General features: G+C 71.6%; 27 protein-coding genes. 14 read left to right on the top strand and 13 right to left on the bottom strand.

All coding sequences use genetic code 11. The features are described 5' to 3' along the window. Positions 1-13: 13 nt before the first annotated feature. Both ACFYX4_RS30715 and ACFYX4_RS30720 read right to left on the bottom strand, forming a co-directional pair. On the bottom strand, positions 14-2,002 hold the full coding sequence (locus ACFYX4_RS30715) for a trypsin-like peptidase domain-containing protein (protein WP_389340119.1): 1,989 nt from the start codon (positions 2,000-2,002) through the stop codon (positions 14-16). Beyond that, the gene (locus tag ACFYX4_RS30720) at positions 1,995-2,387 is read right to left on the bottom strand and encodes a CU044_2847 family protein (protein ID WP_389340121.1); all 393 of its coding nucleotides are present in this window, start codon (positions 2,385-2,387) and stop codon (positions 1,995-1,997) included. Before ACFYX4_RS30720 ends, ACFYX4_RS30715 begins: the two co-directional genes overlap by 8 nt. Before the next feature lie 159 nt (positions 2,388-2,546). Between ACFYX4_RS30720 and ACFYX4_RS30725 the strand changes: the two genes are divergently transcribed. The 3 genes from ACFYX4_RS30725 (at position 2,547) to ACFYX4_RS30735 (ending at position 5,088) form a co-directional block, all read left to right on the top strand. After that, on the top strand, positions 2,547-2,726 hold the full coding sequence (locus ACFYX4_RS30725) for a DUF6104 family protein (protein ID WP_023586593.1): 180 nt from the start codon (positions 2,547-2,549) through the stop codon (positions 2,724-2,726). 276 nt (positions 2,727-3,002) lie between these two features. Then, entirely contained in the window at positions 3,003-3,962 is a 960-nt protein-coding gene (locus tag ACFYX4_RS30730; protein ID WP_389340124.1) for a DUF4097 domain-containing protein, read from the top strand. Between the two features lies 1 nt (position 3,963). Beyond that, positions 3,964-5,088, top strand: a complete 1,125-nt coding sequence (locus ACFYX4_RS30735) for a helix-turn-helix transcriptional regulator (RefSeq protein ID WP_389340126.1) — start codon at positions 3,964-3,966, stop codon at positions 5,086-5,088. A gap of 74 nt (positions 5,089-5,162) precedes the next feature. Here ACFYX4_RS30735 and ACFYX4_RS30740 read toward each other — a convergent pair whose 3' ends face one another. The 4 genes from ACFYX4_RS30740 to ACFYX4_RS30755 form a co-directional block, all read right to left on the bottom strand. Then, on the bottom strand, positions 5,163-5,750 hold the full coding sequence (locus tag ACFYX4_RS30740) for a Clp protease N-terminal domain-containing protein (protein ID WP_389340128.1): 588 nt from the start codon (positions 5,748-5,750) through the stop codon (positions 5,163-5,165). Continuing rightward, a complete protein-coding gene (locus tag ACFYX4_RS30745) occupies positions 5,750-5,959 on the bottom strand; it encodes a helix-turn-helix domain-containing protein (RefSeq protein WP_382793163.1) in 210 nt (69 codons plus the stop codon). Before ACFYX4_RS30745 ends, ACFYX4_RS30740 begins: the two co-directional genes overlap by 1 nt. Positions 5,960-6,038: 79 nt before the next feature. Beyond that, entirely contained in the window at positions 6,039-7,004 is a 966-nt protein-coding gene (locus ACFYX4_RS30750) for a zinc-binding dehydrogenase (RefSeq protein WP_389340130.1), read from the bottom strand. Positions 7,005-7,178: 174 nt separating this feature from the next. Further along, complete coding sequence (locus ACFYX4_RS30755; protein ID WP_389340132.1) at positions 7,179-8,411, bottom strand: NADP-dependent malic enzyme; 1,233 nt, start codon at positions 8,409-8,411, stop codon at positions 7,179-7,181. 613 nt (positions 8,412-9,024) lie between these two features. On the opposite strand from ACFYX4_RS30755, the gene ACFYX4_RS30760 reads away from it, so the two are divergent. The 3 genes from ACFYX4_RS30760 to ACFYX4_RS30770 are packed head-to-tail and all read left to right on the top strand — an operon-like array spanning position 9,025 to position 11,740. Further along, on the top strand, positions 9,025-9,993 hold the full coding sequence (locus ACFYX4_RS30760) for an ABC transporter substrate-binding protein (RefSeq protein WP_389340134.1): 969 nt from the start codon (positions 9,025-9,027) through the stop codon (positions 9,991-9,993). 29 nt (positions 9,994-10,022) lie between these two features. Next, positions 10,023-10,982 (top strand): amino acid ABC transporter permease, encoded by a 960-nt coding sequence (locus ACFYX4_RS30765; RefSeq protein WP_389340136.1) that lies wholly within the window; start codon positions 10,023-10,025, stop codon positions 10,980-10,982. Beyond that, positions 10,979-11,740: an amino acid ABC transporter ATP-binding protein gene (locus ACFYX4_RS30770; RefSeq protein WP_389340138.1), complete on the top strand. Its 762-nt coding sequence runs from the start codon at positions 10,979-10,981 to the stop codon at positions 11,738-11,740. Before ACFYX4_RS30765 ends, ACFYX4_RS30770 begins: the two co-directional genes overlap by 4 nt. 116 nt (positions 11,741-11,856) lie before the next feature. Here ACFYX4_RS30770 and ACFYX4_RS30775 read toward each other — a convergent pair whose 3' ends face one another. Next, on the bottom strand, positions 11,857-12,615 hold the full coding sequence (locus ACFYX4_RS30775) for a class I SAM-dependent methyltransferase (protein ID WP_389340140.1): 759 nt from the start codon (positions 12,613-12,615) through the stop codon (positions 11,857-11,859). A 99-nt stretch (positions 12,616-12,714) separates the two neighbouring features. On the opposite strand from ACFYX4_RS30775, the gene ACFYX4_RS30780 reads away from it, so the two are divergent. Beyond that, entirely contained in the window at positions 12,715-13,344 is a 630-nt protein-coding gene (locus ACFYX4_RS30780) for a CGNR zinc finger domain-containing protein (protein WP_389340142.1), read from the top strand. On the opposite strand, the gene sodX is transcribed toward ACFYX4_RS30780, so the two are convergent. Further along, positions 13,248-13,682: a nickel-type superoxide dismutase maturation protease gene (gene sodX / locus ACFYX4_RS30785; protein WP_389340144.1), complete on the bottom strand. Its 435-nt coding sequence runs from the start codon at positions 13,680-13,682 to the stop codon at positions 13,248-13,250. The genes ACFYX4_RS30780 and sodX overlap by 97 nt on opposite strands. 145 nt (positions 13,683-13,827) lie before the next feature. Between sodX and sodN the strand changes: the two genes are divergently transcribed. Together sodN and ACFYX4_RS30795 are read left to right on the top strand one after the other, a co-directional pair. Beyond that, the gene (sodN, locus tag ACFYX4_RS30790; RefSeq protein ID WP_389340146.1) at positions 13,828-14,223 is read left to right on the top strand and encodes a superoxide dismutase, Ni; all 396 of its coding nucleotides are present in this window, start codon (positions 13,828-13,830) and stop codon (positions 14,221-14,223) included. A gap of 174 nt (positions 14,224-14,397) precedes the next feature. Then, positions 14,398-15,192: a VOC family protein gene (locus tag ACFYX4_RS30795; protein ID WP_389340148.1), complete on the top strand. Its 795-nt coding sequence runs from the start codon at positions 14,398-14,400 to the stop codon at positions 15,190-15,192. Positions 15,193-15,249: 57 nt separating this feature from the next. Here ACFYX4_RS30795 and ACFYX4_RS30800 read toward each other — a convergent pair whose 3' ends face one another. The 3 genes from ACFYX4_RS30800 to ACFYX4_RS30810 form a co-directional block, all read right to left on the bottom strand. After that, positions 15,250-15,480: a hypothetical protein gene (locus ACFYX4_RS30800; RefSeq protein WP_389340150.1), complete on the bottom strand. Its 231-nt coding sequence runs from the start codon at positions 15,478-15,480 to the stop codon at positions 15,250-15,252. Positions 15,481-15,606: 126 nt separating this feature from the next. Beyond that, complete coding sequence (locus ACFYX4_RS30805) at positions 15,607-16,776, bottom strand: family 2 encapsulin nanocompartment cargo protein polyprenyl transferase (protein WP_389340152.1); 1,170 nt, start codon at positions 16,774-16,776, stop codon at positions 15,607-15,609. Between the two features lie 115 nt (positions 16,777-16,891). Beyond that, positions 16,892-18,298, bottom strand: a complete 1,407-nt coding sequence (locus ACFYX4_RS30810; RefSeq protein ID WP_389340154.1) for a family 2B encapsulin nanocompartment shell protein — start codon at positions 18,296-18,298, stop codon at positions 16,892-16,894. Positions 18,299-18,454: 156 nt separating this feature from the next. On the opposite strand from ACFYX4_RS30810, the gene ACFYX4_RS30815 reads away from it, so the two are divergent. Continuing rightward, positions 18,455-19,384, top strand: coding sequence for a 1-aminocyclopropane-1-carboxylate deaminase/D-cysteine desulfhydrase (locus ACFYX4_RS30815; RefSeq protein WP_389340156.1), 930 nt, complete (start codon positions 18,455-18,457; stop codon positions 19,382-19,384). A 242-nt stretch (positions 19,385-19,626) separates the two neighbouring features. Here the strand turns inward: ACFYX4_RS30815 and ACFYX4_RS30820 are convergent, their stop codons facing one another. Continuing rightward, on the bottom strand, positions 19,627-21,225 hold the full coding sequence (locus ACFYX4_RS30820) for a Na+/H+ antiporter (protein ID WP_389340158.1): 1,599 nt from the start codon (positions 21,223-21,225) through the stop codon (positions 19,627-19,629). A gap of 59 nt (positions 21,226-21,284) precedes the next feature. On the opposite strand from ACFYX4_RS30820, the gene ACFYX4_RS30825 reads away from it, so the two are divergent. The 3 genes from ACFYX4_RS30825 (at position 21,285) to ACFYX4_RS30835 (ending at position 23,471) form a co-directional block, all read left to right on the top strand. After that, positions 21,285-21,545, top strand: a complete 261-nt coding sequence (locus tag ACFYX4_RS30825) for a UBP-type zinc finger domain-containing protein (protein ID WP_389340160.1) — start codon at positions 21,285-21,287, stop codon at positions 21,543-21,545. A 313-nt stretch (positions 21,546-21,858) separates the two neighbouring features. Then, positions 21,859-22,272, top strand: coding sequence for a hypothetical protein (locus ACFYX4_RS30830; protein WP_003992877.1), 414 nt, complete (start codon positions 21,859-21,861; stop codon positions 22,270-22,272). Positions 22,273-22,289: 17 nt separating this feature from the next. Continuing rightward, entirely contained in the window at positions 22,290-23,471 is a 1,182-nt protein-coding gene (locus ACFYX4_RS30835; protein ID WP_389340200.1) for an RNA polymerase sigma factor SigF, read from the top strand. A 70-nt stretch (positions 23,472-23,541) separates the two neighbouring features. Here ACFYX4_RS30835 and ACFYX4_RS30840 read toward each other — a convergent pair whose 3' ends face one another. Next, entirely contained in the window at positions 23,542-24,012 is a 471-nt protein-coding gene (locus ACFYX4_RS30840; protein ID WP_389340162.1) for a hypothetical protein, read from the bottom strand. 161 nt (positions 24,013-24,173) lie between these two features. Between ACFYX4_RS30840 and ACFYX4_RS30845 the strand changes: the two genes are divergently transcribed. Beyond that, entirely contained in the window at positions 24,174-25,142 is a 969-nt protein-coding gene (locus ACFYX4_RS30845; RefSeq protein WP_389340164.1) for a diacylglycerol/lipid kinase family protein, read from the top strand. The last annotated feature ends 319 nt before the right edge of the window (positions 25,143-25,461 follow it).

Below are 25,461 nucleotides of genomic sequence, written 5' to 3' on the forward strand. Positions count from 1 at the left end.
TGCCGGGCGGGACTCAGGGGGCATCGAACACCCCCTCGTCCGACGGCAGCGGCCGACGGGGGTCGTCATAGAGGACGGCCACCGTGTCGGCCCAGTGGCGCGTGCTCTCCTTGCTGATGTGCTCTCTGATACGGCGGACGTGGTCGGGGAGTTCAGCCGGGTCGCGCAGCTCGTCCAGGAAGCCCACGGCGGAACGCTCCAGTTCCGTGCACGCGGGTCCGCACTCCTGCCCCGGGTGTCCGCCGTAGTACCACAGGGCCACTCCGTGACCGGCGTCCAGCGCCAGACGCATCGCCGTACGGCCGGCTCCCGCGGCGGCGGGCCGACACTGGACGGGGACCTCTCCCGGGGGCATCTCGGCGAACCGCCGCGCGTCCGGCGGCTCCCCGCCGAACACGGTGTACCGCGCGGTCAGCCGTCCGGAGGAGACCATGCCGTGCCAGCGCGCGTCCCAGGATTCGGCCGGAACGCCCCGGCGCTCGCGGTCGCGTATCACCACCGGGCGGCGCACGCCCAGGAGTTGCTGGCGCGCCCGGTCCCACAGCGGCGCGGAGGGGTAGATCTGCCACTCGTGCAGGGGAGTGTCGAAGTGGGAGAGGTCCAGGGCGACTTCGAGCGGTGCGGGCAGTTCCGGACGGTCGACCAGCTCGAAGGCCTGGGCCAACGGCCCCGCGAGCGCCTCCCGCAGGTGCCGGATGTCGACGCCCGGTCCCGAGGTCTGCTCGGCGCACGGCACGTCGCTGCTCTCCCCGCCGTCGTCCACGCGCAGCGTCCAGAAGACCCGGGAGGGGTCTTCGTGGAGCGGTTCGAGTTCGAGCACGACGACGCCGCGGTCCCCCGGCCCTGGGTGCGTGCGGACCGCCAGCTCGGCGACCGGCAGGAGCGACGCCGGCAGCTCGGTCTCCTCCACGATGCGGCGCGTCGACGCCCGGAGGTCCACCGACCGTTCCTCGATCCAGTCGCCCAGCCGTCGCACGGCGTCGCCGGCCTCCGGCTCCCGGCCTTCGAGGAACAGCCGGACGAGCCGGAGATAGCGCAGGAAGACGTACGCGTCCTGCGGATCGCCCTCCTCGTCCAGCAGCCCGTGACCGTCGCGCCAGGAGACGGGCGGATGCCGGCGGTCGACCGGATCGTCCCCGCGCGCGGCGCGCACCAGCCGTACGACCGTGTCCGACGCGTCGGCGGGCTCGACGGCCGCCAGCAGCGCGAGCGCCTGCCGGCGGTCCAGGGGATGCCACTGATCCGCGTCGCCCCGGGGCGGGGCGCCGGGCAGCTGCGTCTGCCGGCTGATCCAGTTCGACGAGGTCCGCCGACGCTCGTGGTGCCACTCGTCGTGCGCGGCGACCACGTCCTGGTAGCGCTCCAGCCGCCGCATGAGGGGCACCGCGATCGACACCCCGCCGTCACGGTCGCCGCGCCGTGACTTGATCAGGGCCACGACCGCGCCGGTCGCGGGATCCAGCACCGGGCCGCCGGACACGCCTCCCGGGAACTCGTTGGTGGGCCCCAGCCGCAGTGTGTACGGTCCGTGGGCCGCGACCACGTCGGCCTTTCCCTTCCAGGCCTGCGCCGCTCCGTCGGCGAGGGGAAGGTACCCGTACACCGTGCGGCGACCGCCGAGCGGGAGCACGGAGCGGTCGCTCAGCCACACGCACTCGTGCGGCACGGAGGGGTCGAGGAGCCGCACCAGAGCCAGGTCCTGCTCGACGGGCAGCGCCCGGCCCCCCTCCGAGAGCCGCCGGCCGATGTGCGGGGAGAGGCTCTCCTCCAGCCTCGCCGCCAGGGGACGCCCGTCGGACAGCCCGGGACCGCGCACCCGGAACTCGTCCCCGCCCGCTTCCCCGATCCGGCCGAGCAGCACATGGGCGCAGGTCAGGATCCAGCCCGGCGCGACGAAGAAGCCGCTGCCCCACATCTCCTCCTCGCCGTCGCGCGCGGAGTGGAAGTGGACCGTGGCCTTCTCGATCAGTGATTCCAGGTGGGCGTCGTACGGCTCAGGCATCCGCGGAAGGCTGGGGGTCGGTCGCGCCGACGGCCGCGGCGCGGCGCTCGTCGAGCTTCCACAGCAGGCTCACCTGGAGGGAGGCCTTGGCCTCGCCGTCGGCGAGCACGGCGACGGCCTTGCCCGGCTTGGCGACGATCTCGACGCCGAAGGTGATCGTGGCCTCGTCGGGGCTCACCGAGCGGGCCGCGTCCAGCACGGACTGCCCCACACCGCGCACCAGGTCGTCCAGCTGCTCCAGCTTCGCCGCGATCTTCTCCCCCACTCCGACGTCGATGTCGTCGGAGCCGTATCCGCCGGACGGCGTGCTCACGGGTGCCGGGGTCACCCGCGCCAGCACCGTCTGACCCCCGGGTAACGTGATCTCGCGCAGCGTCTCGTCCATGGTTCCCCCGCCCCTTGTGCACCGCTCGCGCCGAGCCGTTCCGCTCCCGCGCACAGCCGTTCTGCCCGCGCCCGCGGGCTCTCGAACTCGAAGAGGCTAGCTTCTCGCGCGGATCCGGACGAGACCGCGAAATGGCCAAGTGCCCCATATTCTTGAGCCATGTACTTCACCGACCGAGGCATCGAAGAGCTGGAAAAGCGGCGCGGCGAGGAGGAGGTCACCTTCGAGTGGCTCGCCGAGCAGCTGCGGACGTTCGTCGATCTGAATCCGGACTTCGAGGTGCCGGTGGAACGTCTGGCGACGTGGCTGGCGCGGCTGGACGACGAGGACGAAGAGTAGGCAGGTGAGGCCGCGTCGGTCGGTCACGGCCGCGTAGGCCGGAGGCGGCTGCGGTCGCTGTGCGGGGCGCCCTTCGGGGCGCCCCTTTCGCATCTCGTGAGCCTGTCCTGAGCCTGTCGTGCCCGGCCGTGCCCCTTTCGGGTGTCTTGACTTTCCGTGACCGCGATATATCGTGATTGACGGGAGACGCGATATGGCGTGTCGTGCGTTCGCGTCCGGATCAGGTTGGGGTCGGGCCGCGCCGTGGGGCGTCCGCCCGCGGTCTAGGAGGTCTGCATGTCCGAGTGGTCCGTCGCCGAGCCGCGCAAGCTCGCCTTCGACGAGCCGGTCAGCGAGCTGCACGTACGCGTCGTCAACGGCACGGTGAACGTCGTGGGCACGGACGACGGCGGTCCCGCCCGGCTGGAGGTGTCCCACATCGAGGGGCCACCTTTGGTGGTGACCCATCGCGACGGCGTCCTGACCGTCGCGTACGAGGACCTGCCGTGGAAGGGGTTCCTCAAGTGGCTCGACCGCAAGGGCTGGCGCCGCAGCGCCATCGTCTCGCTGGCCGTCCCGGCACGCACGCGGGTGGCGGTGGGCGCGGTGAGCGCCGGGGCGGTCGTCTCCGGCCTCGAAGGGCACGCCGAGGTGAAGGGCGTCTCCGGTGACACCACGCTGGTGCGGCTGACGGGGCCGGTGCGCGCGGACACCGTCTCGGGGAGCGTGGAGGCCCAGGCCCTCACCGGCGATCTGCGCTTCAACTCGGTCTCCGGGGACCTGACCGTCGTCGAGGCGGGCTCCTCGGTGAAGGCCGACTCCGTGAGCGGCTCGATGATCGTCGACCTCGATCCGGCGAGCCGCCCCACCGACATCAGCCTGACCAGCGTGTCGGGCGAGATCGCGATCCGGCTGCCCCACCCGGCGGACGCCGAGGTCGAGGCGAACACGGCGAGCGGCACGGTGTCCAACGCCTTCGAGGACCTACGGGTCAGCGGCCAGTGGGGCGCCAAGCGGATCACCGGCCGGCTCGGCACGGGCAACGGACGACTGAAGGCGACCACGGTCTCCGGCTCGATCGCCCTGCTGCGCCGCCCGGCCGCCGAGGAGGACGGCCCCTGGGCCGCGGAAGACACCCCTCCGGCCGACGGGCCGCCCGCCGGCCCGGGGCACAATTCCAGTCCCGGCCCGGACGACGCGAGCTCACCCCCCTCCGCCGGCCCGGCCGACGGCACGACCGACAAGAAGGTGCTCTGACATGCCCCCCGTCTTCGCCCACGGCCGCCTCCGCCTCTACCTGCTGAAGCTGCTGGACGAGGCCCCGCGCCACGGCTACGAGGTGATCCGCCTCCTGGAGGAACGCTTCCAGGGGCTGTACGCGCCGTCGGCGGGCACCGTCTACCCCCGGCTGGCCAAGCTGGAGGCCGAGGGCCTGGTCACCCACACCACCGAGGGCGGCCGCAAGGTGTACGCCATCACCGACGCGGGCCGGGCCGAACTGGCCGACCGCAGCGGCGAGCTGGCCGACCTGGAGCTGGAGATCCGCGAGTCCGTCGCGGAGCTGGCCGCGGAGATCCGCGCCGATGTGCGCGGCGCGGCGGGCGACCTGCGGCGCGAGATGCGGGCGGCGGCCTCCGAGGCCCGCAGCGCCCCGGACGCCGACGCGGACGCGCACGCGTACCTGGGCGACAAGGAGTCGTGGCGCGTCGCCAAGGAGGAGATGCGCCGCGCCAAGCAGGAGTGGAAGGAACAGGCCCGCCGGGCCAAGGACGAGAGCCGCCGGGCCCGCGAGGAGGCCCAGCGCGCGCACCGCCAGGCCAAGGAGGCCCAGGACAAGGCCCGCGCCCAGGCCCAGGAGGAGGTGCAGCGCATAGCGCGGCGCGTCCAGGAGCAGTTCCAGAGCCACTTCGCCCGGGGCGACTGGCCGACGGGTCTGCGGGAGGGGCTGACCGAACTGGCCAAGGAGTTCGGCGAGTTCGGGAAGGACTACGGCAAGGAGTTCGGCCGCGACTTCGGATTCGGCCGCGGGGGTGGCGGTGGGGGTGGGGGTGGGGGCGCCCCTGCGGGTGCTGGTGCCGGCGCCGGCGGCAGTGCCGGCGGCGCGGAGAGTGCCGGCGGCGCGGAGAGTGCGGCGAGCGCGCGTCCGGCGTACTCGCAGGCGCCGGAGGAGTTCCCGGCCGGCTACGAACCGGCCTGGGCCCACGAGGACTTGAGCGGGGACCCGGCTCGCGACCTGGACCGCCTGCTGGACCGCTTCCGGGACGACATCCGCGACGCGGCCCGCGACAACGGCGTGACGGCGGAGCAACTCCGCGACAGCCGCCGCCACTTGTCCACGGCGGCGGCGCACATCGGGGTGATCCTGCGGGGGCCGAGGAGCTGAGGGACCCGGACCCCCGCGCCCGCTCGGCCCGCCTGCGCCTCCAGCCCGCCTGTTCCTCTAGCCTGCCTGCGCCTCTAGCCCGCCTGCGCCTCTCCCCCGCCGTGGAGCACCCGGGTCAGCGCCGCATGGGTGACGCCGTGGTCGGCGAGGGTCTCGGCGGGCGGGCCGGGGCGGGCGGTCAGGGCGAGGAGGAGGTGTTCGTCGCCGATGTGCCGGTCGCGGTGGGCCAGGGCGATGCGCAGGGACTGTTCGAGGACGTCCTTGGCATCCCGTCCGAAACGGGGGCGTCCGCTCCACCCGCCGCCCCCGCTCCCGCCCCGTCCCCCGCCCCGCCGGTCACCGGCCATCGCGCCGACGCCGTGCGCCTCCTCCACCCGGGAGACGATCTCCGAGATGTCGATGCCGAGGCCGGCGAGGGCGTCGGCGTCGGCCCGGGAGAGGCCCGCGCGCCGTCGCGTCTCCTCCAGCGCGCGCCGTACGGACTCCCGGCGCTCCTCCCCCAGCCCGAGGGCGGTCAGCGCGAACGATCCGCGGCTCGCCTCGCGGTCCAGCAGGGCGAGCAGCAGATGCTCGGGGCCCACCGTGCGCACCCCCGAGGCCTCGCACCGCTCGACGGCGTCGCGCACCACGTCCCGGGCGTCCTTCGTGAACCGTTCGAACATCACTGCCTCCCGTACTTCTTGTGGACGGCCTGCCTGCTGACGCCGAGTTCGGCGGCGATCTCCTGCCACGACCAGCCCTGATGGCGGGCGCTGCGCACCTGTACCGCCTCCAGCCGCTCCAGCAGCCGGCGCAGGGCGGCGACGGCGCGCAGTCCGACCCGGGGATCGCGGTCGCCGGCGCGCTCGGCGAGATCCGTTGCTTCGGTCATGTTGTCAACTTACGTTGACACGAGAGAGGCCGTCAACCCTAGTTGACAGCCTCTCTCGTGTCAGGGGCGCTTGATGACGTCAGGACTGCGTGAGGACGACCTTCCCGAACAGGTCGCCGGACGCGAGCCGTTCGAAGCCCTCGCGGGCGCGGTCGAGCGGGAGCGTCTCGTCGATGACGGGGCGGACGCCGGTGGCGGCGCAGAAGGCGAGCAGGTCCTCCAGCTCGTCCTTGGTGCCCATCGTGGAGCCGACGACCTTGAGTTCGAGGAAGAAGATGCGGGTCAGCTCGGCGTGCGAGGGCCGGTCGCCGCTCGTCGCCCCGGAGATCACGAGCGTGCCGCCGGGCCGCAGGGACTTCACGGAGTGGGACCAGGTGGCGGCGCCGACGGTCTCGATGACCGCGTCCACGCGCTGCGGCAGCCGGGCGCCCGGCTCCAGCGCCTCGACGGCGCCCAGTTCCAGCGCCCGCTTGCGCTTGGCCTCGTCCCGGCTGGTCGTGAAGACCCGCAGCCCCGCGGCCTTGCCGAGCACGATGGCGGCGGTGGCGACCCCGCCGCCGGCGCCCTGGACGAGGACGGAGTCGCCGGGGCGGACACCGGCGTTGGTGAAGAGCATGCGGTAGGCCGTCAGCCAGGCCGTGGGCAGACAGGCGGCCTCCTCGAAGGAGAGCCCCGGGGGCTTGGGCAGGACGTTCCAGGTCGGCACGGAGACCTGCTCCGCGAACGTGCCCTGGTAGCGCTCGGTGAGGATGGAGCGCGGCTCGTCGGGACCGACGCCATGGCCGGTCTGCCCGATCACGGAGTGCAGGACGACCTCGTTGCCGTCCTCGTCGACGCCGGCGGCGTCGCACCCGAGGATCATCGGCAGCTTGTCCTCCGCGAGGCCGACCCCGCGCAGGGACCACAGGTCGTGGTGGTTGAGGGAGGCGGCGCGGACGTTGACGGTGCTCCAGCCGGGCCGGCCCTCGGGGGCGGGGCGCTCCCCCGACTCCAGACCGTTCAGCGGCTGGTCACGATCGATGCGAGCGGCGTAGACGGCGAACATGAAGCCGACGATAGGTTCCAGGCCCGGCGGGCGAAACCGGACGCCGCTGTGAGACATGCCCTCTTGCGCCCCGCCCCCGGACGACTGGTAGGCCGCGCGGGCGGCGAGCCTCACCCCCGGAAAAGAGCGACGGCCCCGCCCACCCGGGCAGGGCCGTCGACCGCGTTCACCGCGTCAGCGGCGCGCGACACCCTCCGCGCGGGCGGCCGCGGCGACCGCCGCCGTGACCGCCGGCGCCACCCGCTCGTCGAACGGCGACGGGATGACGTAGTCCGCGGCGAGGTCGTCGCCGACGACGCCCGCGAGGGCCTCGGCCGCCGCGATCTTCATGCCCTCGGTGATCCTGGACGCCCGCACCTGGAGCGCGCCCGCGAAGATGCCCGGGAACGCCAGCACGTTGTTGATCTGGTTCGGGAAGTCCGACCGCCCGGTCGCGACGACCGCCGCGTACTTGTGGGCGACGTCGGGGTGCACCTCGGGGTTCGGGTTGGCCATGGCGAAGACGAACGCGCCCTCCGCCATCGAGGCCACCGCCGTCTCGGCGACCGTGCCGCCGGAGACGCCGATGAACACGTCGGCACCGGCCAGCGCGTCCTCCAGGGAGCCGGTCAGCCCGGCCTTGTTGGTGAACCCGGCGACCTCGCGCTTGACGTCGGTGAGGTCCTCCCGGTCGGCGGAGACGATGCCCTTGCGGTCGGCGACCGCGACGTCCCCGATGCCGGCCTCGATCAGCATCTTGGCGATGGCGACGCCGGCCGCGCCGGCGCCCGAGATGACGGCCCGCAGGTCGGCGATGGACCGCCCGCTCAGCCGCGCCGCGTTGCGCAGCGCCGCCAGCGTCACGACCGCCGTGCCGTGCTGGTCGTCGTGGAAGACCGGGATGTCCAGGGCGTCCTGGAGGCGGCGCTCGATCTCGAAGCACCGAGGCGCCGAGATGTCCTCCAGGTTGACGCCGCCGAACGAGGGCGCGAGCCGCACCACGGTCTCGACGATCTCGTCCACGTCCGTGCAGGCGAGCGCGATCGGAACCGCGTCCACGCCGCCGAACTGCTTGAAGAGGATCGCCTTGCCTTCCATCACCGGAAGAGACGCCTCCGGCCCGATGTCACCGAGCCCGAGCACCGCCGTGCCGTCGGTGACGACGGCGACGACGGACGACTTCCAGGTGTAGTCGTTCACCAGGTCCGGCTGTTCCGCGATCGCGGTGCACACGCGCGCGACGCCGGGGGTGTAGGCGAGGGACAGGTCGTCCCGGTCACGGATCGGGACGGTGGCCTGCACGGCCATCTTGCCGCCACGGTGCAGTGCGAACGCGGGGTCGAACGAGTCGAGGGGCGCCGCACCGCCCTCCTGGCCCGCTCGGTCCGCTTCGCTCTCGCTGCGAGGATTGACGATCTCCGCTGCCACTGTGTCTTACCCCTTAGGTGTTCATGGATGAGGGTGGCCACTCCTGGTTGAGAAGTGGGCGGGCACCGCGCAGGTCCCAGCGGTGATACGTACGGGCCTGCGCGTCGGGCGCGCCGCACACGCGCCCTGAGCCCCGGATGAGGGGTGTAAAGAACCTTCTTACCGGACGGACGCCACCGAGGACGAGTCCAATCCGTGCAAGGTCACACGCCGCATCTTGCAGGACTCCCACAGCCCCCGCACGTCACCGACCGTGCAGTCATATCCCAGTGACATGCCTCATGCGGAAACCGCTGACGAGTACCGGCCAAACTCTTGACACACACTCAAGTCAACGTACGCGCCGCATCACCAGCGACCACATGGTGAGATGAACCGAAGATCTTCCGGCCGGAAGAGCGCATTCCAGGAGAAGGTTCGGCCGAGTGCGGCCGTGTTGTACCGGACTGGTGCGGTTCGGGGGTCGCCCGTTATCCGATTTTGACATGGCTGGCCCCCTGCTTGGCGTAGTCCGAATGGCAAGATGCCGTAATCACACGAGGTCGCGACACCCGAAGGTGTGTGTTCTCGTCGACCCATCGGCATCTCCATCCATCCGCCGGAGGCACTCACCATGACCGCACGTTCCATCCGCCCTACCACCGCTGCGCGCACCCGGCTAGCCGCGGTCGGTTCCCTCGCGGTCGCGGGCGCTCTGCTGCTCACCGCGTGCGGTGACCAGACCGATGGCGGCAGCGGCAGCGCCTCCTCCGACGCGTCGGGCAAGTCCAGCACCGCCCCCCTCTTCGCCAAGCTCCCCAAGAAGATCCAGGACGCGGGCGTCATCAAGGTCGGCACCAACGCCGAGTACGCCCCCATGGAGTACGTCGAGGGCGGCAAGATCGTGGGCGTCGACCCCGACATCGCCGCCGCGCTCGGCAAGCAGCTCGGCGTCGAGTTCCAGTTCACCTCGGGTTCCTTCGACGGTCTGATCACCGCGGTCAACACCGGCCGTTACGACGTCGCGATGTCGTCGATCACCGACAACAAGCAGCGTCAGGAGGGCCTGGACGACAGCGGCAAGAAGCTCGGCGAGGGCGTCGACTTCGTCGACTACTTCACCGCCGGCACCGCCGTCTACGTCAAGAAGGGCAACCCGAAGGGCATCAAGTCCATCGAGGACCTCTGTGGGCAGACCGCCGCCGTGCAGCGGGGCACCACCTACGAGGAGGCCCTGAAGGACCAGTCCAAGAAGTGCACGGACGGTGGCAAGAAGGCCATCAAGATCGAGCCCTTCGAGAACGACACCGAGGCCCAGACCCGTGTGAGGTCGGGCGGCGCCGTGGCCGGCGTCAACGACTACCCGGTCGCCGTGGACATGGCCCGCAAGGCCGACGGCGGCAACGCCTTCGAGGTCGTGGGCGAGCAGTACGACGCCGGCCCGTTCGGCATCGTCGTCGACAAGCAGAACACCCAACTGCGCGACGCCCTCAAGGAGGCCGTCGACGCGATCATCAAGGACGGCTCCTACAAGAAGGTGCTGGAGAAGTGGGGCGCCCAGAGCGGCGCGATCGAAGCCGCCCAGGTCAACGGCGGCAAGTAACACCCCAGCACCACTGAAGGGCAGTCCCCATGACTGACAAGCTCGACAAGTCCGGCGCGGGCGCGCCGCCGGCCGATCAGCCGCCGGCGGCGAAGGCTTCGGCGTTCTCCGGCCCGCCGGAGGCCATCAAGGCCATCCCGGTGCGCCACTACGGCCGCTGGGTCAGCGCCGTCGTCGTCCTCGCGCTCCTCGCGCTGCTGATCAACGCCTTCGCGAACGGCGACATCCGCTGGCAGGCGGTGTCCGACAAGCTGTTCGACTCGACGGTCATCGCGGGAGCCGGCCGGACGCTGCTCATCAGCATCCTGTCCATGGTGCTCGGCGTGGTCCTGGGCGTGATCCTGGCCGTGATGCGGCTGTCGAAGAACCCGGTCACCAACAGCGTGGCCTGGCTGTACATCTGGTTCTTCCGCGGCACGCCGGTCTACGTCCAGCTGCTGATGTGGTTCAACCTGGCGCTGATCTTCCCCGTCCTGAACCTCGGTCCGATCTACAAGGACGAGATGACGGACGTCATGACGCCGTTCATGTGCGCCCTGCTCGGCCTCGGCCTCAACGAGGCCGCGTACATGGCGGAGATCTGCCGCGCCGGCCTGCTGGCCGTCGACGAGGGGCAGACCGAGGCGTCCCACGCGCTGGGCATGAGCCACACCAAGACGCTGCGCCGCATCGTGATCCCGCAGGCCATGCGGGTGATCGTGCCGCCGACCGGCAACGAGTTCATCAACATGCTGAAGACCTCGGCGCTGGTGTACGCGGTGACCTACAACGAGTTGCTGCGCTCCACCTCGGTGATCGGTTCCCAGTCGTACGCCGTGATGGAGATGCTGTTCGTCGCCTCGATCTGGTACCTGGTCATGACCAGCGTGTTCAGCGTCTTCCAGTACTACCTGGAGCGCTACTACGCGCGTGGTTCCAGCCGGAGCCTGCCGCCGACGGTCTTCCAGAAGATCAAGGCGAACCTGTTCGGATCGAGGAGCGTGGCATGACCGCGATGGTGAAGGCAGAGAGCGTCCACAAGTCCTTCGGCGCGGTCGAGGTTCTCAAGGGCATCGACCTGGAGGTCCAGTCCGGCGAGGTGTTCTGCCTGATCGGCCCGTCCGGCTCGGGCAAGTCGACCTTCCTGAGGTGCATCAACCACCTGGAGAAGATCAACGCCGGCCGTCTCTACGTCGACGGGCAGCTGGTGGGCTACCGCCAGAAGGGCGACAAGCTCTACGAGCTCAAGGACAGCGAGGTCGCGCTCCAGCGCCGGGACATCGGCATGGTGTTCCAGCGGTTCAACCTCTTCCCGCACATGACCGCGGTGGAGAACGTGATGGAGGCCCCGGTCCAGGTCAAGGGCGCCGGCCGCAGCCAGGCCAAGGAGCGCGCGATGCAGCTCCTGGAGCGGGTGGGCCTCGCCGACAAGGCCAGGAACTACCCCTCGCAGCTCTCCGGCGGCCAGCAGCAGCGGGTGGCCATCGCCCGCGCGCTGGCCATGGACCCGAAGCTGATGCTGTTCGACGAGCCGACCTCGGCCCTCGACCCGGAGCTGGTCGGTGACGTCCTCGACGTCATGCGCGACCTGGCCGAGTCGGGCATGACGATGGTCGTCGTCACCCACGAGATGGGCTTCGCCCGCGAGGTCGGCGACAGCCTGGTCTTCATGGACGGCGGCGTGGTCGTCGAGGCGGGCAACCCGCGCGACGTCCTGACGGACCCGCAGCAGGAGCGGACGAAGGCGTTCCTGTCCAAGGTGCTGTAGCCCGGCCGGGCGGCCGGACGACGTGAAGGGGCGGTACGAGATCCTCGTACCGCCCCTTACGCGTGCATGGTGCCCCTGGGCGGGGGCGGGATGTCACTCGGGCGGAAGCCGGGGTGTCACTTGAGCGCGAGCAGCAGGGTGTCCGACGGCGAGCACCACACGGGCCGTGCCTCCCCGAACCCCTTCTCGCGCAGCACGCGCGCGTGCCAGGCCTGGGAGGGCTGTTCGCCGTCGGCGTGCTCGCCATAGATCTCGAAGCGGCGGGCGGTGGGTCCGGCGAGGACCGGGTCGGCGGCGGCGAGCTGCCACCACTCGGCCCAGTCGACGGCGCCGGCCGCCTTGGCCCGGTCCATGTGGGCGTGCCGCAGAGCGCGTTCGGCGGCGTTGATCCGGGGCGTGGTGTCGTCGATCATGTGGTCCGCGTTCATGAAGACACCGCCGTCGCGGACGAGTCGCGCGACCTGGCCGTAGAGGGCGGCGAGGGGTTCGCTGCGCAGCCAGTGCAGGGCGGTGGCGGTCAGGACCGCGTCGTAGGAGTCGTACGGCAGCTTCGCCGTCCAGTCCGGGTCCTTGAGGTCGGCGGTGACCAGGCGGACGCGGTCGTCGCCGGCGAAGGTGCCCTCGGCGATGGCGAGGAGGGCCGGGTCGAGGTCGACGCCGGTGCTGGTGGCGTCGGGGAAGCGGGCGAGCAGCCGGGCGGTGATGGTGCCGGTGCCGCAGGCGAGGTCGAGGACGCGCGGGGCGGTGCCGACGAGCGCCTCCACCATGTCGAGCATGATCCGGAAGCGGTCCTCCCGGTCGGGCATGTACCACTCCTGCTGCCGGTCCCAGCTCTCCTGCCAGGCCTGCCAGTCGGTTCCGGTGTCCGTGGACATGAGAGCCCCTCCGTCAGTCGCTACGTAATACCCTGGAAGCACGATCAGCCGTTACCCGACCGCACCGACGACCATAGAGCCCTCCCGTAAGGACTACAAGTGGAACTGGCCCATTACTCGGATTACGCCGTCCGCCTCGTCAACAGCGAGGCGCCGGGGCAGGGCAAGGACACGCTGACCTCGGTCCAGGCCGTCCGGGACCTCTTCGGCCCCAACCGGTCGGCGGCCCGCCGCGCCACCGACGCGGACGTCACCCGCTTCCGCGCGGTACGGGGCCGGCTGCGCGCGGTCTTCGAGGCGGCCGACGGCGGCGACGAGACCCTCGCGGTCGACCTGCTGAACTCGCTGCTGCTGGAGTTCCCGGTCAGCCCGCAGATCTCCGGCCATGACACCCGCGACGACGACGGCCGCCCGCTGTGGCACATGCACCTGGCCGACCACCCCTCGAACGCGACCGCGGGCTACGCGGCCATCGCCGCGATGGGCTTGGCCTTCCATCTGACCGAGCACGGTGTGGACCGGCTCGGCCTGTGCGAGGCCGCACCCTGTCGCAACGCCTACCTCGACACCTCGACCAACCGCTCCCGGCGCTACTGCTCCGACCGCTGCGCCACCCGCGCCAACGTGGCCGCCTACCGCGCCCGCAAGCGCCTGGAGGCCGACCGGTCGGCCGGCACGGGCCGGGCCGCGGAGAGCGCCCAGCGCAGCAACGCCAGCGGCGAGCGCTGATCCGGCCCGAGCGGCCGGTAGCGCAACCGCACCCTGCCGAGGATCAGTTCATCCGGCACGGTGCCGTAGTCGGTGCTGTCTCCGCCGGCGTAGGCGTTGTCCCCGAGCACCCACCACCCGCCGCCGCGGCGCTCGACGGCCCGCTTGACGACGAGCAGGTCCTGCTGGAACGGGTGCCGCAGCACGACGACGTCACCGGGCCTGACCCTGGCGCCGTACCGCACCAGCAGTTGGTCCCCGTGGCGCAGCGTCGGCACCATCGACGGCCCGGTCACCTCCGCCAGTCCGAAGGGCACGGCCGCCCTTGCGCGCTCGGTCTCCCGCGACGGCTCCGGCATCCCCGGCACCTCCCCTGGTCCGTTCCCCACCAGTCTGAGTCCCGCCCCCGACTTTTGTCCCGGGCCCAAGGGGGCACCCGCGAAAACCAGTCTTGCGAGGAGTAATGTCCCACCTGAGAAGACGATCACGAGGAAGGAACGCACCATGCTTTCCCGCCTGTTTGCCCCCAAGGTGAAGGTCAGCGCACACTGCGACCTGCCCTGCGGCGTGTACGACCCGGCCCAGGCCCGCATCGAGGCGGAGTCGGTGAAGGCCGTACAGGAGAAGATGGCCGCCAACGACGACCCGCACTTCCAGGCGCGTGCCACCGTCATCAAGGAGCAGCGCGCCGAACTCGCCAAGCACCACGTCTCCGTGCTGTGGAGCGACTACTTCAAGCCCCCGCACTTCGAGAAGTACCCCCAGCTCCACGAGCTGGTGAACGAGACCCTGAAGGCCCTGTCGACCGCCAAGGGCTCCACGGACCCGAAGACCGGCGAGAAGGCCCTCGAGCTGATCGCCGAGATCGACAGGATCTTCTGGGAAACGAAGAAGGCCTGATCTCCGATCACACCGTTTGACCTGCGATCGATCATCGTCGTCGCAGCGTCTTTCCGACCGCGCCCGGTCCGCGGGACGCCGATCCGGCGTCCGTCGTGGGCCGGGTGCGGTCTTGTGGGCCGTGGGGGTTCGGGGCGTGGAGGCCCGGGGTCGTGGCGATCTACGATCGGGGGCATGAGCCCGTCCGCACCCGCCGCCCGTATCCGCTGGACTTACGTTTTCGTCGACCGGCCCGCCGCGGGCTTCGAGCAGGCTTGTGCGTTCTGGGCCGGTGTCACGGATGCGCGGGTGTCCGAAGCTCGGGGGGAGCGGGGGGAGTTCGTCACCCTGGTGCCGGAGGGTGTCGATGCGTGCGTGAAGGTGCAGGCGGTGGACGGCGGTGTGGGTGGGGCGCATCCGGACTTCTGCGTCGAGGATGTGGCCGCGTTCGTGGGGGCGGCGCGGGCGTTGGGGGCGGTGGTGGTTGCGTCGCACGAGGGGTGGGCCGTACTGCGCTCTCCCGCTGGGCAGTTGTTCTGTGCGGTGCCCTGGGGCGGGGAGTCCGTGCGTCCGGCCGTGGTGGACGGCAGTCGGGTGGATCAGATCTGCGTCGACGTCCCGCCCTCCGGCTACGACGCCGAAGTCGCCTTCTGGAGCGGTCTCTTGCCCGACTGGACGTCCCGGCCGGGCTCGCGGCCGGAGTTCCATGTCGTCGCGCCGCCGCCGGGGCTGCCGATCCGGATGCTGCTCCAGCGGCTCGACGACGGGGAGCGGGGCGTGTCCGCCCATCTCGATCTGGCCTGCGGCTCCGACGTCGACGCGGTGCGCGCCCGTCATGAAGGCCTCGGCGCGGCTCTCGTCGCCGTTCATCCCCACTGGGTCGTGCTGCGCGACCCGGCGGGCGGTCTGTACTGCCTGACCGGCCGCGACCCGCGGACGGGCGGGCTGCCGCGGCCGGCGGCGGCTGAGTCGCCGCGAGTCGATTCGTAGGGGTTCGATTCGACCGCGTGGGTGATGGGTCAGCGGTGGTGTGCCAGGGGTGATGTGTCAGGGGGTCGGGGCCGCGCGGGTGTCGGCCGGATCCGGTTCAGAGGTGGGGTGGGCGTTCTCGGGGTGCCCGTGCTGTTCGACGCCTCCTTCGACGTACGCGCCACAGCCGGGGTTGTGGCACGGACCCGCGACCCACCGCGGGACCCAGGCGCCCAGCGTCTTGTGGCGCCGGACGACGGTGTCTACGGTCTGCCCGCAGTCGGGACAGACGTGGTTTTCCCTGTCCATGTCCTCAGAGTAGGACGGATGGCGCCGACGTGAGTAGGTGTCGGCAGGCACTCCGTCGTGGGCGCACACGGGCGGGTCCCGCACACCGTGGGGATGCGCGGGGCCCGCCGGGTGACGCCGGCGCCGTCAGGTACTGCGCCGCGTCACGAACTCCGCCAGGGACAGCAGGCCCTGCGCGGACTCCGGCTCCGGGACCGCGCGGGCCAGCTCGGACATCGCCCGGGCCATCCGGTCGGCCGCCTGTTCCTGCGCCCACTCCCGCCCGCCGGCCCGCTCGACGGCCAGCGTGGTGCGCTCCAGGTCCGCCGGGTCGTACGGCGCTCCGTACAGCTCGGCGAGTTCCGCGGCGGCCGGGGAGCCCGAGGTGAGCGCGGCGACCACGGGCAGGGACTTCTTGCGGGCGGCGAGGTCCGCGCCGGCCGGCTTGCCGGTGCGCCGCGGGTCGCCCCATATGCCGATCACGTCGTCGATGAGCTGAAAAGCGAGCCCGGCCTGTCGGCCGAACGAGTCAAGCGCCTCGACGTCCTCCTCGGACGCGCCCGCGTACAGCGCGCCGAGGGCGCAGGCGCAGCCGAGCAGCGCGCCCGTCTTCGCCTCGGCCATGGCGAGCACCTCGTCGAGGGTGACCTCGGCGGGGGCCCGCTTCTCCAGGGCCGTGTCCGCCTGCTGCCCGGCGCACAGTTCGACCACGCAGGCCGCGAGCCGGGCGACGGCCGCCGCGGACGCCGGATGCGGGTCCTCGGCGAGCATGCCAAGGGCGAGTGCCTGGAGGGCGTCACCGGCGAGGATCGCGTCGGCGTCGCCGAACACGGTCCAGGCGGTGGGCCGGTGCCGGCGGGTGGCGTCCCGGTCCATCACGTCGTCGTGCAGCAACGTGAAGTTGTGGACCAGTTCCACCGCGGCGGCCGCGCGGACCGCCGCCGTGCGGGCCTCGGGGCCGCCGAGCGCGGCGGCCGCGGCGAGGACCAGCGCGGGACGGATCGCCTTGCCGGCGTTGCCCGCGGCCGGAGTGCCGTCCGCGTGCTCCCAGCCGAAGTGGTAGAGGGCGATGCGGCGCATCGAGCCGGGCAGCGCTTCGAGGGCCGTGCGCAGTGCGGGGTCGACCGACGCGCGGGCGCCCTCCAGGATCGCCCCGGCCTCCTGCCCGTCGGCTGCTTCCGAGCCGCCCTCGGCTGCTCCCGGTGGTGGGATGTCGTCGGCCGATTCCGGTGGGCCGTCGGGGGGCCGGATCGCGGCGGGCGTCCGGCGTTGCCGGGCCGGGCCCGGATGCGGTCTGGTCTCCGTCGCTTCGGTCATGGGGTCCCCCTCGCAGGGTCCGCGGACGGTGGCGGCGCCGCTGCCACCGGGCATCGGGTGCCCCGTGGGTGTACCCGCCCCTGCGGGCGGGGACACGGCGTCCGGGCCGAAGACGTCACCGCCAGCGACCGATCTCGACGTTCTCCAGGACGCCCAGCGCGTCCGGCACCAGCACGGCGGCCGAGTAGTAGGCCGTGACCAGGTACTTGATGATGGCCTGTTCGTTGATGCCCATGAACCGCACCGACAGGCTCGGCTCGATCTCGTCCGGGAGGCCGGACTGGCGCAGTCCGATCACGCCCTGTTCCTGCTCGCCGAGACGCAGCGCGATGATCGAGCTCGTCCGGGCCGCGGTGACCGGGATCTTGTTGCACGGGTAGATCGGCACGCCGCGCCAGGTGGGGATCCGGTTGCCGGCGATGTCGATCGTCTCGGGGACGAGGCCCCGCTTGTTCAGCTCGCGTCCGATCGCGGAGATCGTGCGCGGATGGGCGAGGAGCATCTTCGTCCCGCGCCGCCTGCTGAGCAGTTCGTCCAGGTCGTCCGGGCCGGGCACGCCGTCGTGCGGCTGGATGCGCTGGTCGTACTCGCAGTTGTGGAGGAGTCCGAACTCCCGGTTGTTGACGAGCTCGTGCTCCTGGCGCTCCTTGAGGGCCTCGACCGTCAGCCGCAGCTGCTGCTCGGTCTGGTTCATGGGCTGGTTGTAGAGGTCGGCCACGCGCGAGTGGATCCGCAGCACGGTCTGGGCGATGCTCAGTTCGTACTCGCGCGGCCGGGCGTCGTAGTCGACGAAGGTGTGCGGGATGTCGGCCTCTCCGGCGTGGCCCGCGGCGAGGTCGACGGCCTTCTCGCCGTAGCGGTTGGTCTGCTGCTCGGGGATGGAGAGCAGCGAACGCAGATGCCCGCGCAGGGAGTCGGAGCGCTCGGCGACCTGCTCGAAGTCGTCGCGGGACAGGGTCAGCACCGTGCAGGCCGTGTCGGCGCGCGCGGTGTACTCCCAGATGGACTCACCGTCGAGCAGCGACTGGTCGCCGAAGTAGGCGCCGTCGGCGAGGACGCCGAGGACCTGGTCGTCGCCGTAGGGGCCGGTGCCGATCTTCTCGACCCTGCCGTGCGCGAGCAGGTGGACCTCGTCGGTCTGGCTGCCGAAGGAGGCGATGACCTCGCCCGGGGCGTACTCGCGCTGGCGGCAGCGCTGGGCGAGCTCGCCGAGGACCCCGTCGTCCTCGTACGAGCGCAGCGCGGGCAGTTCGCCCAGCTCGGCGGGGATGACCTCGACGCGGTCGCCGGTCTTGACGAACGTGACCCTGCCGTCGCCGACCGCGTACGTCAGTCGCCGGTTCACCCGGTATGTGCCGCCCTGCACATCCACCCAGGGCAGGGTCCGCAGCAGCCAGCGGGAGCTGATCTCCTGCATCTGCGGTGCGGACTTGGTCGTGGTGGCCAGGTTCCGCGCGGCCGCGGTGCCGAGGCTCTGCTGCGGCTTGCCCTGCTCGGCGCGGACCTCTTCGCCTACCGACATAGAAAATTGCCCTCCCGGTCATGCACGGGCGCCGTGCTGCGCCGATGCACTGTTTCGCGGACAAGCCTTCCATCACGCAGGGTGGTCGTGCTATTACACGAATGAGGGGGAATGGATCACGGGGCGCTTGGGAAGAGCGCTTTCCCGGCCCGAACGATGTTCGACAATGGGCCCGTGACCAGCTCGCTCCCGTTCGATCCCGCCGCGCTGCGGCCCCGGCTGCCCTCGCCCGTCCAGGAGGTCCGCGACGAGCGGTTCGCCCGGCACGGGGTGCGGCTGTCGCTCAAGCGGGACGATCTGATCCACCCGGAGCTGATCGGCAACAAGTGGCGCAAGCTGGCGCCGAACCTGGCCGCGGCGGGCGGACGGACGGTCGTGACGTTCGGCGGCGCGTACTCCAACCATCTGCGGGCCACGGCCGCCGCCGGCCGTCTGCTCGGCGTGCCCACGGTCGGGGTGGTGCGCGGCGACGAGCTGGCGGAGCGGCCGCTGAACCCCTCCCTCGCCCGCTGCGCGGCCGACGGCATGCGGCTGCACTTCGTCGACCGGTCGACCTACCGCCGCAAGGCCGAGCCGGACACCCTCGCGGCCGTCCTGCGCGCGGCCGACGCCGAGGACGCGTACGTCGTCCCCGAGGGAGGCAGCAACGCGGCGGCGGTCCGCGGCTGCCGGGCGCTCGGCGAGGAGCTGCGGGGCCTCGCCGACGTCGTCGTCCTCGCCTGCGGCACCGGCGGCACCCTCGCGGGCCTGGCGGCCGGCCTCGCCCCCGGCCAGTCGGCGCTGGGCATACCGGTCCTGAAGGGCGGCTTCCTGGGCGAGGAGATCCGGGCCCTCCAGACTGCGGCCTTCGGCGGGCCGAGGGGCGAGTGGCGGCTCGACGAGCGGTTCCACTGCGGCGGCTACGCCCGCACCTCGCCCGCCCTCGACGCCTTCGCCGCCGACTTCGAACAGCGCCACGCGCTGCCGGTCGAACGTCTCTACGTCGCCAAGTCCCTGTACGGCCTCACCGCCCTCACCGAGGAGGGCGCGTTCCGCCCGGGCACGCACATAGCGGCGGTGATCACCGGAACACCGTTCCCCGCCTGACCCGCCCGGGAGCAAGCCGCCCGTCCCGGCCCGCCAACCCCGGCCGGCGACACGGCTGGCCGACGGCCCGCCGCCCGGGGCCCCGACCGCCCCCCGATCACCTCGCACGGCCGGCCCTCCCGCCGGCAGGGCACACACGCGCGCGTATCCGTCCGACCGCCTCACGCGCACGTGCGTCGCCCACGGGCCCGGCACGGACGCCCCCTCCGCCGGGCCCGCCCAGTCTCCGCCCGAGCCACCGCCTAACCCGCCTCGCGGAACGCCGCCGCCTCCTCCAGGTCCAGCCTGCGGAGCAGCGTGCGCAGCATCTCGTCGTCGATGTAGCGGCCGTCCCGGAGGCGGACGAAGACCTCTCGTTCGGCGCTGATCATCTCGCGGGACAGCCGGCGGTAGGTGTCGTCGACGGTCTCGCCGGTGACCGGGTTGACCTGGCCGAGGCGTTCCCAGACGGCGTTGCGGCGGCGTTCCAGGACCGTGCGCAGGCGGTCGGCGAGCGGCGGGGGAAGGGCGTTGCGCTCGTCGGCGAGGAGGGCGTCCAGGCGCTCCTCGGCGACCCGGGACGCCTGCGCCTGCGCGTTGGCCTCGGCGAGCGTCGCGGCCTGCGGGTCCGCTTCGGGGAACTTCAGCAGCCGGATCAGCGGGGGCAGGCTCAGCCCCTGCACGACCAGGGTCCCGATGACGGTGGTGAAGGTCAGGAACAGGATCAGGTTGCGGTGCGGGAAGGGCTCCTCCCCGTGGTCGGCGGTGAGCGGGATGGAGAAGGCGATGGCGAGGGAGACCACGCCCCGCATGCCGGCCCAGGCGATGACGATCGGCCCCCGCCAGGTCGGGTTCTCCTCACGCGCGCGGATGCGCGCCGACAGCAGCCGTGGCAGGAAGGTCGCCGGGTACACCCACAGGAAGCGGGTCGCGACGACCACGAGGAAGATCGCGACGGCGTACCATGCGGCGTCCACGCCCTCGTACGCGCCGAGCCCCCTCAGGACGACCGGCAGTTGCAGGCCGATCAGGGCGAAGACCGCCGACTCCAGGACGAAGGCGACCATCTTCCACACCGCGTCCTCCTGGAGGCGGGTGGCGAAGTCGACCTCCCACGCGCGGTGGCCCAGATACAGCGCGACGACGACCACGGCGATGACGCCGGAGGCGTGGAACTGCTCGGCGGCGGCGTACGCGACGAACGGGATCAGCAGGGACAGCGTGTTCTGGAGCAGCGGCTCCTTCAGGTGCGTGCGCAGCCAGTGCAGCGGGGCCATCAGGATCAGGCCGACGGCGGTGCCGCCGACCGCCGCGACCAGGAACTCCTCGATGCCGCCGGCCCAGGTCGCGCCCTCGCCGACGACGACCGCGAGGGCCACCTTGTAGGCGGTGATCGCGGTGGCGTCGTTCAGCAGCGACTCGCCCTGGAGGATCGTGGTGATCTTGGACGGCAGTCCGACGCGGCGGGCCACCGCGGTCGCCGCGACCGCGTCCGGCGGGGCCACCACCGCGCCCAGCACCAGGGCCGCGGTCAGCGGCAGTCCCGGCACGAGCAGATAGGCGGCGTAGCCGACGACGACCGTGGCGAAGAGCACGTACCCGACGGAGAGCAGCGCCACGGGCCGCAGCTGCGCGCGCAGGTCCAGGTAGGAGCTGTCGGTGGCCGAGGTGTGCAGCAGCGGGGGCAGCAGGAGCGGCAGGACGATGTGCGGGTCGAGGGTGTAGTCGGGGACGCCGGGCACGTACGACACGGCCAGGCCGACCGCCACCAGGAGCAGTGGCGCGGGCACCGGGGTGCGCCTGGCCGCCGCGGCGATCGCCGCACTGCCCGCCACCAGCAACAGCAGTGGCATCACGTCCATGTCGTCCCGCCCTCGATTTTCCGCGCGGTCGCCCGCGCGCCCGTCGTAACCTGGCAATCATGAAACAGTGCACGCACGCCGACGCGCTGCCGCACCCCGAACCGGATCCGCTCGGCGAGACCTGTCCGGAGTGCCTGCGGGACGGCACCCACCCGGTACAACTGCGGCTGTGCCTGACGTGCGGCCACGTCGGTTGCTGCGACTCCTCGCCGGGTCGCCACGCGACGGAGCACCACAAGGACTCGGGCCACCCGATCATGCGGACGTTCGAGCCGGGCGAGAACTGGCGCTGGTGCTTCGTCGACCACGTCCTCGTATGAACCCGAACCCGGCGCGTCCGGCGGACCAGGCGCGTCCCGGCCCGAGCCGTCCCGGTACGGCGTCGCCGTCCAGCGGGTACGGTTCGAGCATCTGACGCCTGGGTACGTCAACCCGGCGCGCCCTCTTCCCATTTGGGCCGACAGACCTCTAGACACGGAGCGTGTTCACAGCTTTACTGTGAGTGACGCCATGGGGTTGGGGTCCGGGGACAGGAGACTTGAGAGCGCGATAGCGTCACCGCTGCACCACCACACGCGTTACCCGGGGGGCGACCCTCGGCCCCGAAAAGCTTGTACCACCTTGGAGGTGAGGGTGTCCCAGATCGCAGGCGAGCCCGCGACCCAGGACTTCGTGGAAGTCCGGCTGCCGGCTGCGGGTGCCTACCTGTCGGTGCTGCGGACGGCCACGGCCGGCCTCGCGGCCCGTTTGGACTTCACCCTGGACGAGATCGAGGACCTGCGCATCGCGGTGGACGAGGCCTGCGCGATCCTGCTCCAGCAGGCCGTGCCCGGCTCTGTCCTCAGCTGCGTCTTCCGCCTGGTCGACGACTCACTGGAGGTCACCGTCTCGGCCCCGACCACGGACGGACACGCCCCCTCGCGGGACACCTTCGCCTGGACCGTGCTGTCCGCCCTCGCGGGCAAGGTCTCCTCCGCCGTGGACAAGGACAAAACCGTTTCGATCAGCCTCTACAAACAGCGCGGCGCGGGACCCGGGCCGGCGTGACGAACGGGGACGGGCCGGTGCGGGACGAAGAGCGCGGCACACGGGAGCTGCCGGCCGGGAACGCCGGGGCCGGGACTCCAGTCTCTCCGGGCGGTTCCCGACGCATGGCGGACGGCATCGACGGCATTCCCGAGCAGGCGAGGCCGCATCCGGAGGACGAAGCGGCCTCCGTGGGGGCCGCGCTCCCGGGCGGCGCCGTGCAGGAGCCGCCTCGGGAGAGGCGGATCGGGGGTACCCCCGGCCGGGCTGAGACAAAGGCTCGACAGAGGGCGACGGGCGGGACGATGAGCGAGCACGAGCGAGACGACGAACAGGGCGTGCCGGGCGCGCGGCACGAACCCCAGGACCGCGAGCCTCAGGACCGTGAGCCCCAGAACCACGAGGTCCACGACCACGAGGCGCAGAACCACGAGGCCCCGAGCCGTGAGGTCCACAGCCGTGCGCAGCAGGACCGCAGCGGCGCGCGGGCGATGTTCGTCGAACTGCGCGGCCTGAAGGACGGCAGCCCCGAGTACGCGGAGCTGCGCAACCAGCTGGTCCGTATGCACCTGCCGCTCGTCGAGCACCTCGCGCGCCGCTTCCGCAACCGCGGCGAGCCGCTGGACGACCTCACCCAGGTCGCCACCATCGGTCTGATCAAGTCGGTCGACCGCTTCGACCCGGACCGCGGCGTGGAGTTCTCCACGTACGCGACCCCGACGGTGGTCGGCGAGATCAAGCGGCACTTCCGCGACAAGGGCTGGGCGGTGCGGGTGCCGCGCCGGCTCCAGGAGCTGCGGCTGGCGCTGACGACGGCGACGGCCGAGCTGTCGCAGCTGCACGGCCGCTCCCCCACCGTGCACGAGCTCGCCGAGAAGCTGGCGATCTCGGAGGAGGAGGTCCTGGAGGGCCTGGAGTCCGCCAACGCGTACTCCACGCTGTCGCTGGACGTCCCCGACACCGACGACGAGTCGCCGGCGGTCGCCGACACGCTCGGGGCGGAGGACGAGGCGCTGGAGGGCGTGGAGTACCGGGAGTCGCTCAAGCCGCTCCTGGAGGACCTTCCGCCCCGCGAGAAGCGGATCCTGCTGCTGCGCTTCTTCGGCAACATGACCCAGTCGCAGATCGCGCAGGAGGTCGGCATCTCGCAGATGCACGTCTCGCGGCTGCTGGCGCGCACGCTGGCGCAACTGCGGGAGAAGCTGCTCGTCGAGGAATGACGGTCAGGGAGCGACCGCCGTCGAGTCGAGGCACGACGGTCAGGGAGCCACCGCCGTCGACGAGCGACGGCTACTTCTTCTTCTGCGCGTCGCCCGTGTCGCCCGCGCCGGCGTCGCCGGGCCCCCGGATCCCGAGGGCCCGGGTCGTCTCGGGGTTGACGAGCAGGACGAGCGCGGCGACGGCGACGACCGCGAGGGCGATGCCCGCCGGGATCGCCATGCTGTCGGCCTGGAGCAGGTTGTAGGCGACGGGCAGCGCCAGGATCTGCGTGATGACGGCGGGGCCCCGGCTCCAGCCGCGGCGGCCCAGCAGTCCGCGCGCGGCGAGCAGCGGAAGCAGCGCGAGCACGGCGAGGGTCACCCCGCCGGTGACGGCCTGCTGCCGGTCGTCGGGATCACCGGCCACCCCGAGGACGAGGATCCACACCCCGCCGACGAGCAGCGCCAGCCCCTCCAGGGCGACGAGCCCGGCTGCGTACGTCAGACGACGCGGGCGCGGACCTGCGGTTTCCGAAGCGACGGACTTCTGCTCACTGCTCACCCCTGAAGCGTATCCGCCGCCCCCACCGCGACGTCCGCCCGCAGCCCCCACCGCGACGTCCGCCCGCGCGTGCGCCCCGTGTCGAGGGTCACGGCGGGAACTCTCACCGAACCCCCACTCGGCCTGTGCCCCGGTACCCCCCAGTAGGTACGCTGCGGACCATGCGTGCACTTCTCGTCGTCAATCCGGCTGCAACGACCACCAGTGCACGGACGCGTGACGTCCTCATCCACGCACTCGCCAGTGAGATGAAGCTCGACGCGGTCACCACCGAGTACCGCGGTCACGCGCGTGACCTGGGCCGGCAGGCGGCGCAGAGCGACGACATAGACATGGTCGTCGCCCTGGGCGGCGACGGCACGATCAACGAGGTGGTCAACGGGCTGCTGCACGACGGGCCCGCCCCCGAGCGCCTGCCCGGCCTCGCCGTGGTCCCCGGCGGCTCCACCAACGTCTTCGCCCGCGCCCTCGGCCTGCCCAACGACCCGGTGGAAGCCACCGGGGCCCTGCTGGACGCGCTGCGCGAGGGCAGGGAGCGCACGGTCGGCCTCGGCCTCACCTCGGGCACCCCGGGCACGGAGGACGAGGCGGTCCCGGCCCGCTGGTTCACCTTCAACGCCGGACTCGGCTTCGACGCCGGTGTGGTCGGCCGGGTCGAGCAGCACCGCGAACGCGGCAAGAAATCCACACACGCTCTCTACGTCCGCCAGGCCGTGCGCCAGCTCCTCGGCGAACCGCAGCGCCGGCACGGGACGATCACCCTGGAGCGTCCGGGCGCGGACCCGGTGACCGATTTGGTGCTGTCCATCGTCTGCAACACGGCTCCGTGGACCTATCTGGGCAATCGCCCGGTGTACGCGTCGCCTAAGGCCTCGTTCGATACCGGGCTCGACGTATTCGGTCTCAGCCGCCTGTCCACCGCCGCGGTTGTCCGGTATGGCACCCAGTTGCTCACTTCGTCCCCCGAGCGGGGCCCCCATGGAAAGCACGCCGTCTCACTGCACGACCTGGACCGGTTCACCTTGCATTCGAAGGTCCCTTTGCCCCTTCAGATGGACGGTGACCACCTGGGGCTGCGAACCAGCGTGACGTTCACAGGCGTACGCCGTGCACTGCGTGTGATTGTGTGAGCAGAAGACGCGAAACTCCTTTCACTCGAACGTTTAGGCCAGGATCCACCCCATGGAAGTACGGCTGTGACCTAGTCGACACCGAGGAATCAAAAAAAACTTTCCAGAAGGGGTTGTATCCGCCGCTGAGGTTTGCGAGTCTCTACGTGGCGATCGGGACAGCCCGCAACACCGGCATCCACTGATCACCAGAACCCCTCTACAAACACAAGGACCACGCCAGGGATCCTGGCTGGTGGCCCTTCACTTGTTGAGGGATTCGTGAAAGCGTTCACATTCACAAGCAACCTGCACGTAATACCAAGGAGAGGTAGCAGCC

This window comes from Streptomyces sp. NPDC002328 (assembly GCF_042890065.1).
In the GTDB taxonomy this organism is placed as follows: domain Bacteria; phylum Actinomycetota; class Actinomycetes; order Streptomycetales; family Streptomycetaceae; genus Streptomyces.

Coding starts and splice junctions, on each gene's coding strand:
- ACFYX4_RS30715 (WP_389340119.1), bottom strand. CDS start 2,002: ATGCCTGAGCCGTACGACGCCCACCTGGAATCACTGATCGAGAAGGCC.
- ACFYX4_RS30720 (WP_389340121.1), bottom strand. CDS start 2,387: ATGGACGAGACGCTGCGCGAGATCACGTTACCCGGGGGTCAGACGGTG.
- ACFYX4_RS30725 (WP_023586593.1), top strand. CDS start 2,547: ATGTACTTCACCGACCGAGGCATCGAAGAGCTGGAAAAGCGGCGCGGC.
- ACFYX4_RS30730 (WP_389340124.1), top strand. CDS start 3,003: ATGTCCGAGTGGTCCGTCGCCGAGCCGCGCAAGCTCGCCTTCGACGAG.
- ACFYX4_RS30735 (WP_389340126.1), top strand. CDS start 3,964: ATGCCCCCCGTCTTCGCCCACGGCCGCCTCCGCCTCTACCTGCTGAAG.
- ACFYX4_RS30740 (WP_389340128.1), bottom strand. CDS start 5,750: ATGTTCGAACGGTTCACGAAGGACGCCCGGGACGTGGTGCGCGACGCC.
- ACFYX4_RS30745 (WP_382793163.1), bottom strand. CDS start 5,959: ATGACCGAAGCAACGGATCTCGCCGAGCGCGCCGGCGACCGCGATCCC.
- ACFYX4_RS30750 (WP_389340130.1), bottom strand. CDS start 7,004: ATGTTCGCCGTCTACGCCGCTCGCATCGATCGTGACCAGCCGCTGAAC.
- ACFYX4_RS30760 (WP_389340134.1), top strand. CDS start 9,025: ATGACCGCACGTTCCATCCGCCCTACCACCGCTGCGCGCACCCGGCTA.
- ACFYX4_RS30765 (WP_389340136.1), top strand. CDS start 10,023: ATGACTGACAAGCTCGACAAGTCCGGCGCGGGCGCGCCGCCGGCCGAT.
- ACFYX4_RS30770 (WP_389340138.1), top strand. CDS start 10,979: ATGACCGCGATGGTGAAGGCAGAGAGCGTCCACAAGTCCTTCGGCGCG.
- ACFYX4_RS30775 (WP_389340140.1), bottom strand. CDS start 12,615: ATGTCCACGGACACCGGAACCGACTGGCAGGCCTGGCAGGAGAGCTGG.
- sodX (WP_389340144.1), bottom strand. CDS start 13,682: ATGCCGGAGCCGTCGCGGGAGACCGAGCGCGCAAGGGCGGCCGTGCCC.
- sodN (WP_389340146.1), top strand. CDS start 13,828: ATGCTTTCCCGCCTGTTTGCCCCCAAGGTGAAGGTCAGCGCACACTGC.
- ACFYX4_RS30795 (WP_389340148.1), top strand. CDS start 14,398: ATGAGCCCGTCCGCACCCGCCGCCCGTATCCGCTGGACTTACGTTTTC.
- ACFYX4_RS30800 (WP_389340150.1), bottom strand. CDS start 15,480: ATGGACAGGGAAAACCACGTCTGTCCCGACTGCGGGCAGACCGTAGAC.
- ACFYX4_RS30805 (WP_389340152.1), bottom strand. CDS start 16,776: ATGACCGAAGCGACGGAGACCAGACCGCATCCGGGCCCGGCCCGGCAA.
- ACFYX4_RS30810 (WP_389340154.1), bottom strand. CDS start 18,298: ATGTCGGTAGGCGAAGAGGTCCGCGCCGAGCAGGGCAAGCCGCAGCAG.
- ACFYX4_RS30815 (WP_389340156.1), top strand. CDS start 18,455: ATGTTCGACAATGGGCCCGTGACCAGCTCGCTCCCGTTCGATCCCGCC.
- ACFYX4_RS30820 (WP_389340158.1), bottom strand. CDS start 21,225: ATGGACGTGATGCCACTGCTGTTGCTGGTGGCGGGCAGTGCGGCGATC.
- ACFYX4_RS30825 (WP_389340160.1), top strand. CDS start 21,285: ATGAAACAGTGCACGCACGCCGACGCGCTGCCGCACCCCGAACCGGAT.
- ACFYX4_RS30845 (WP_389340164.1), top strand. CDS start 24,174: ATGCGTGCACTTCTCGTCGTCAATCCGGCTGCAACGACCACCAGTGCA.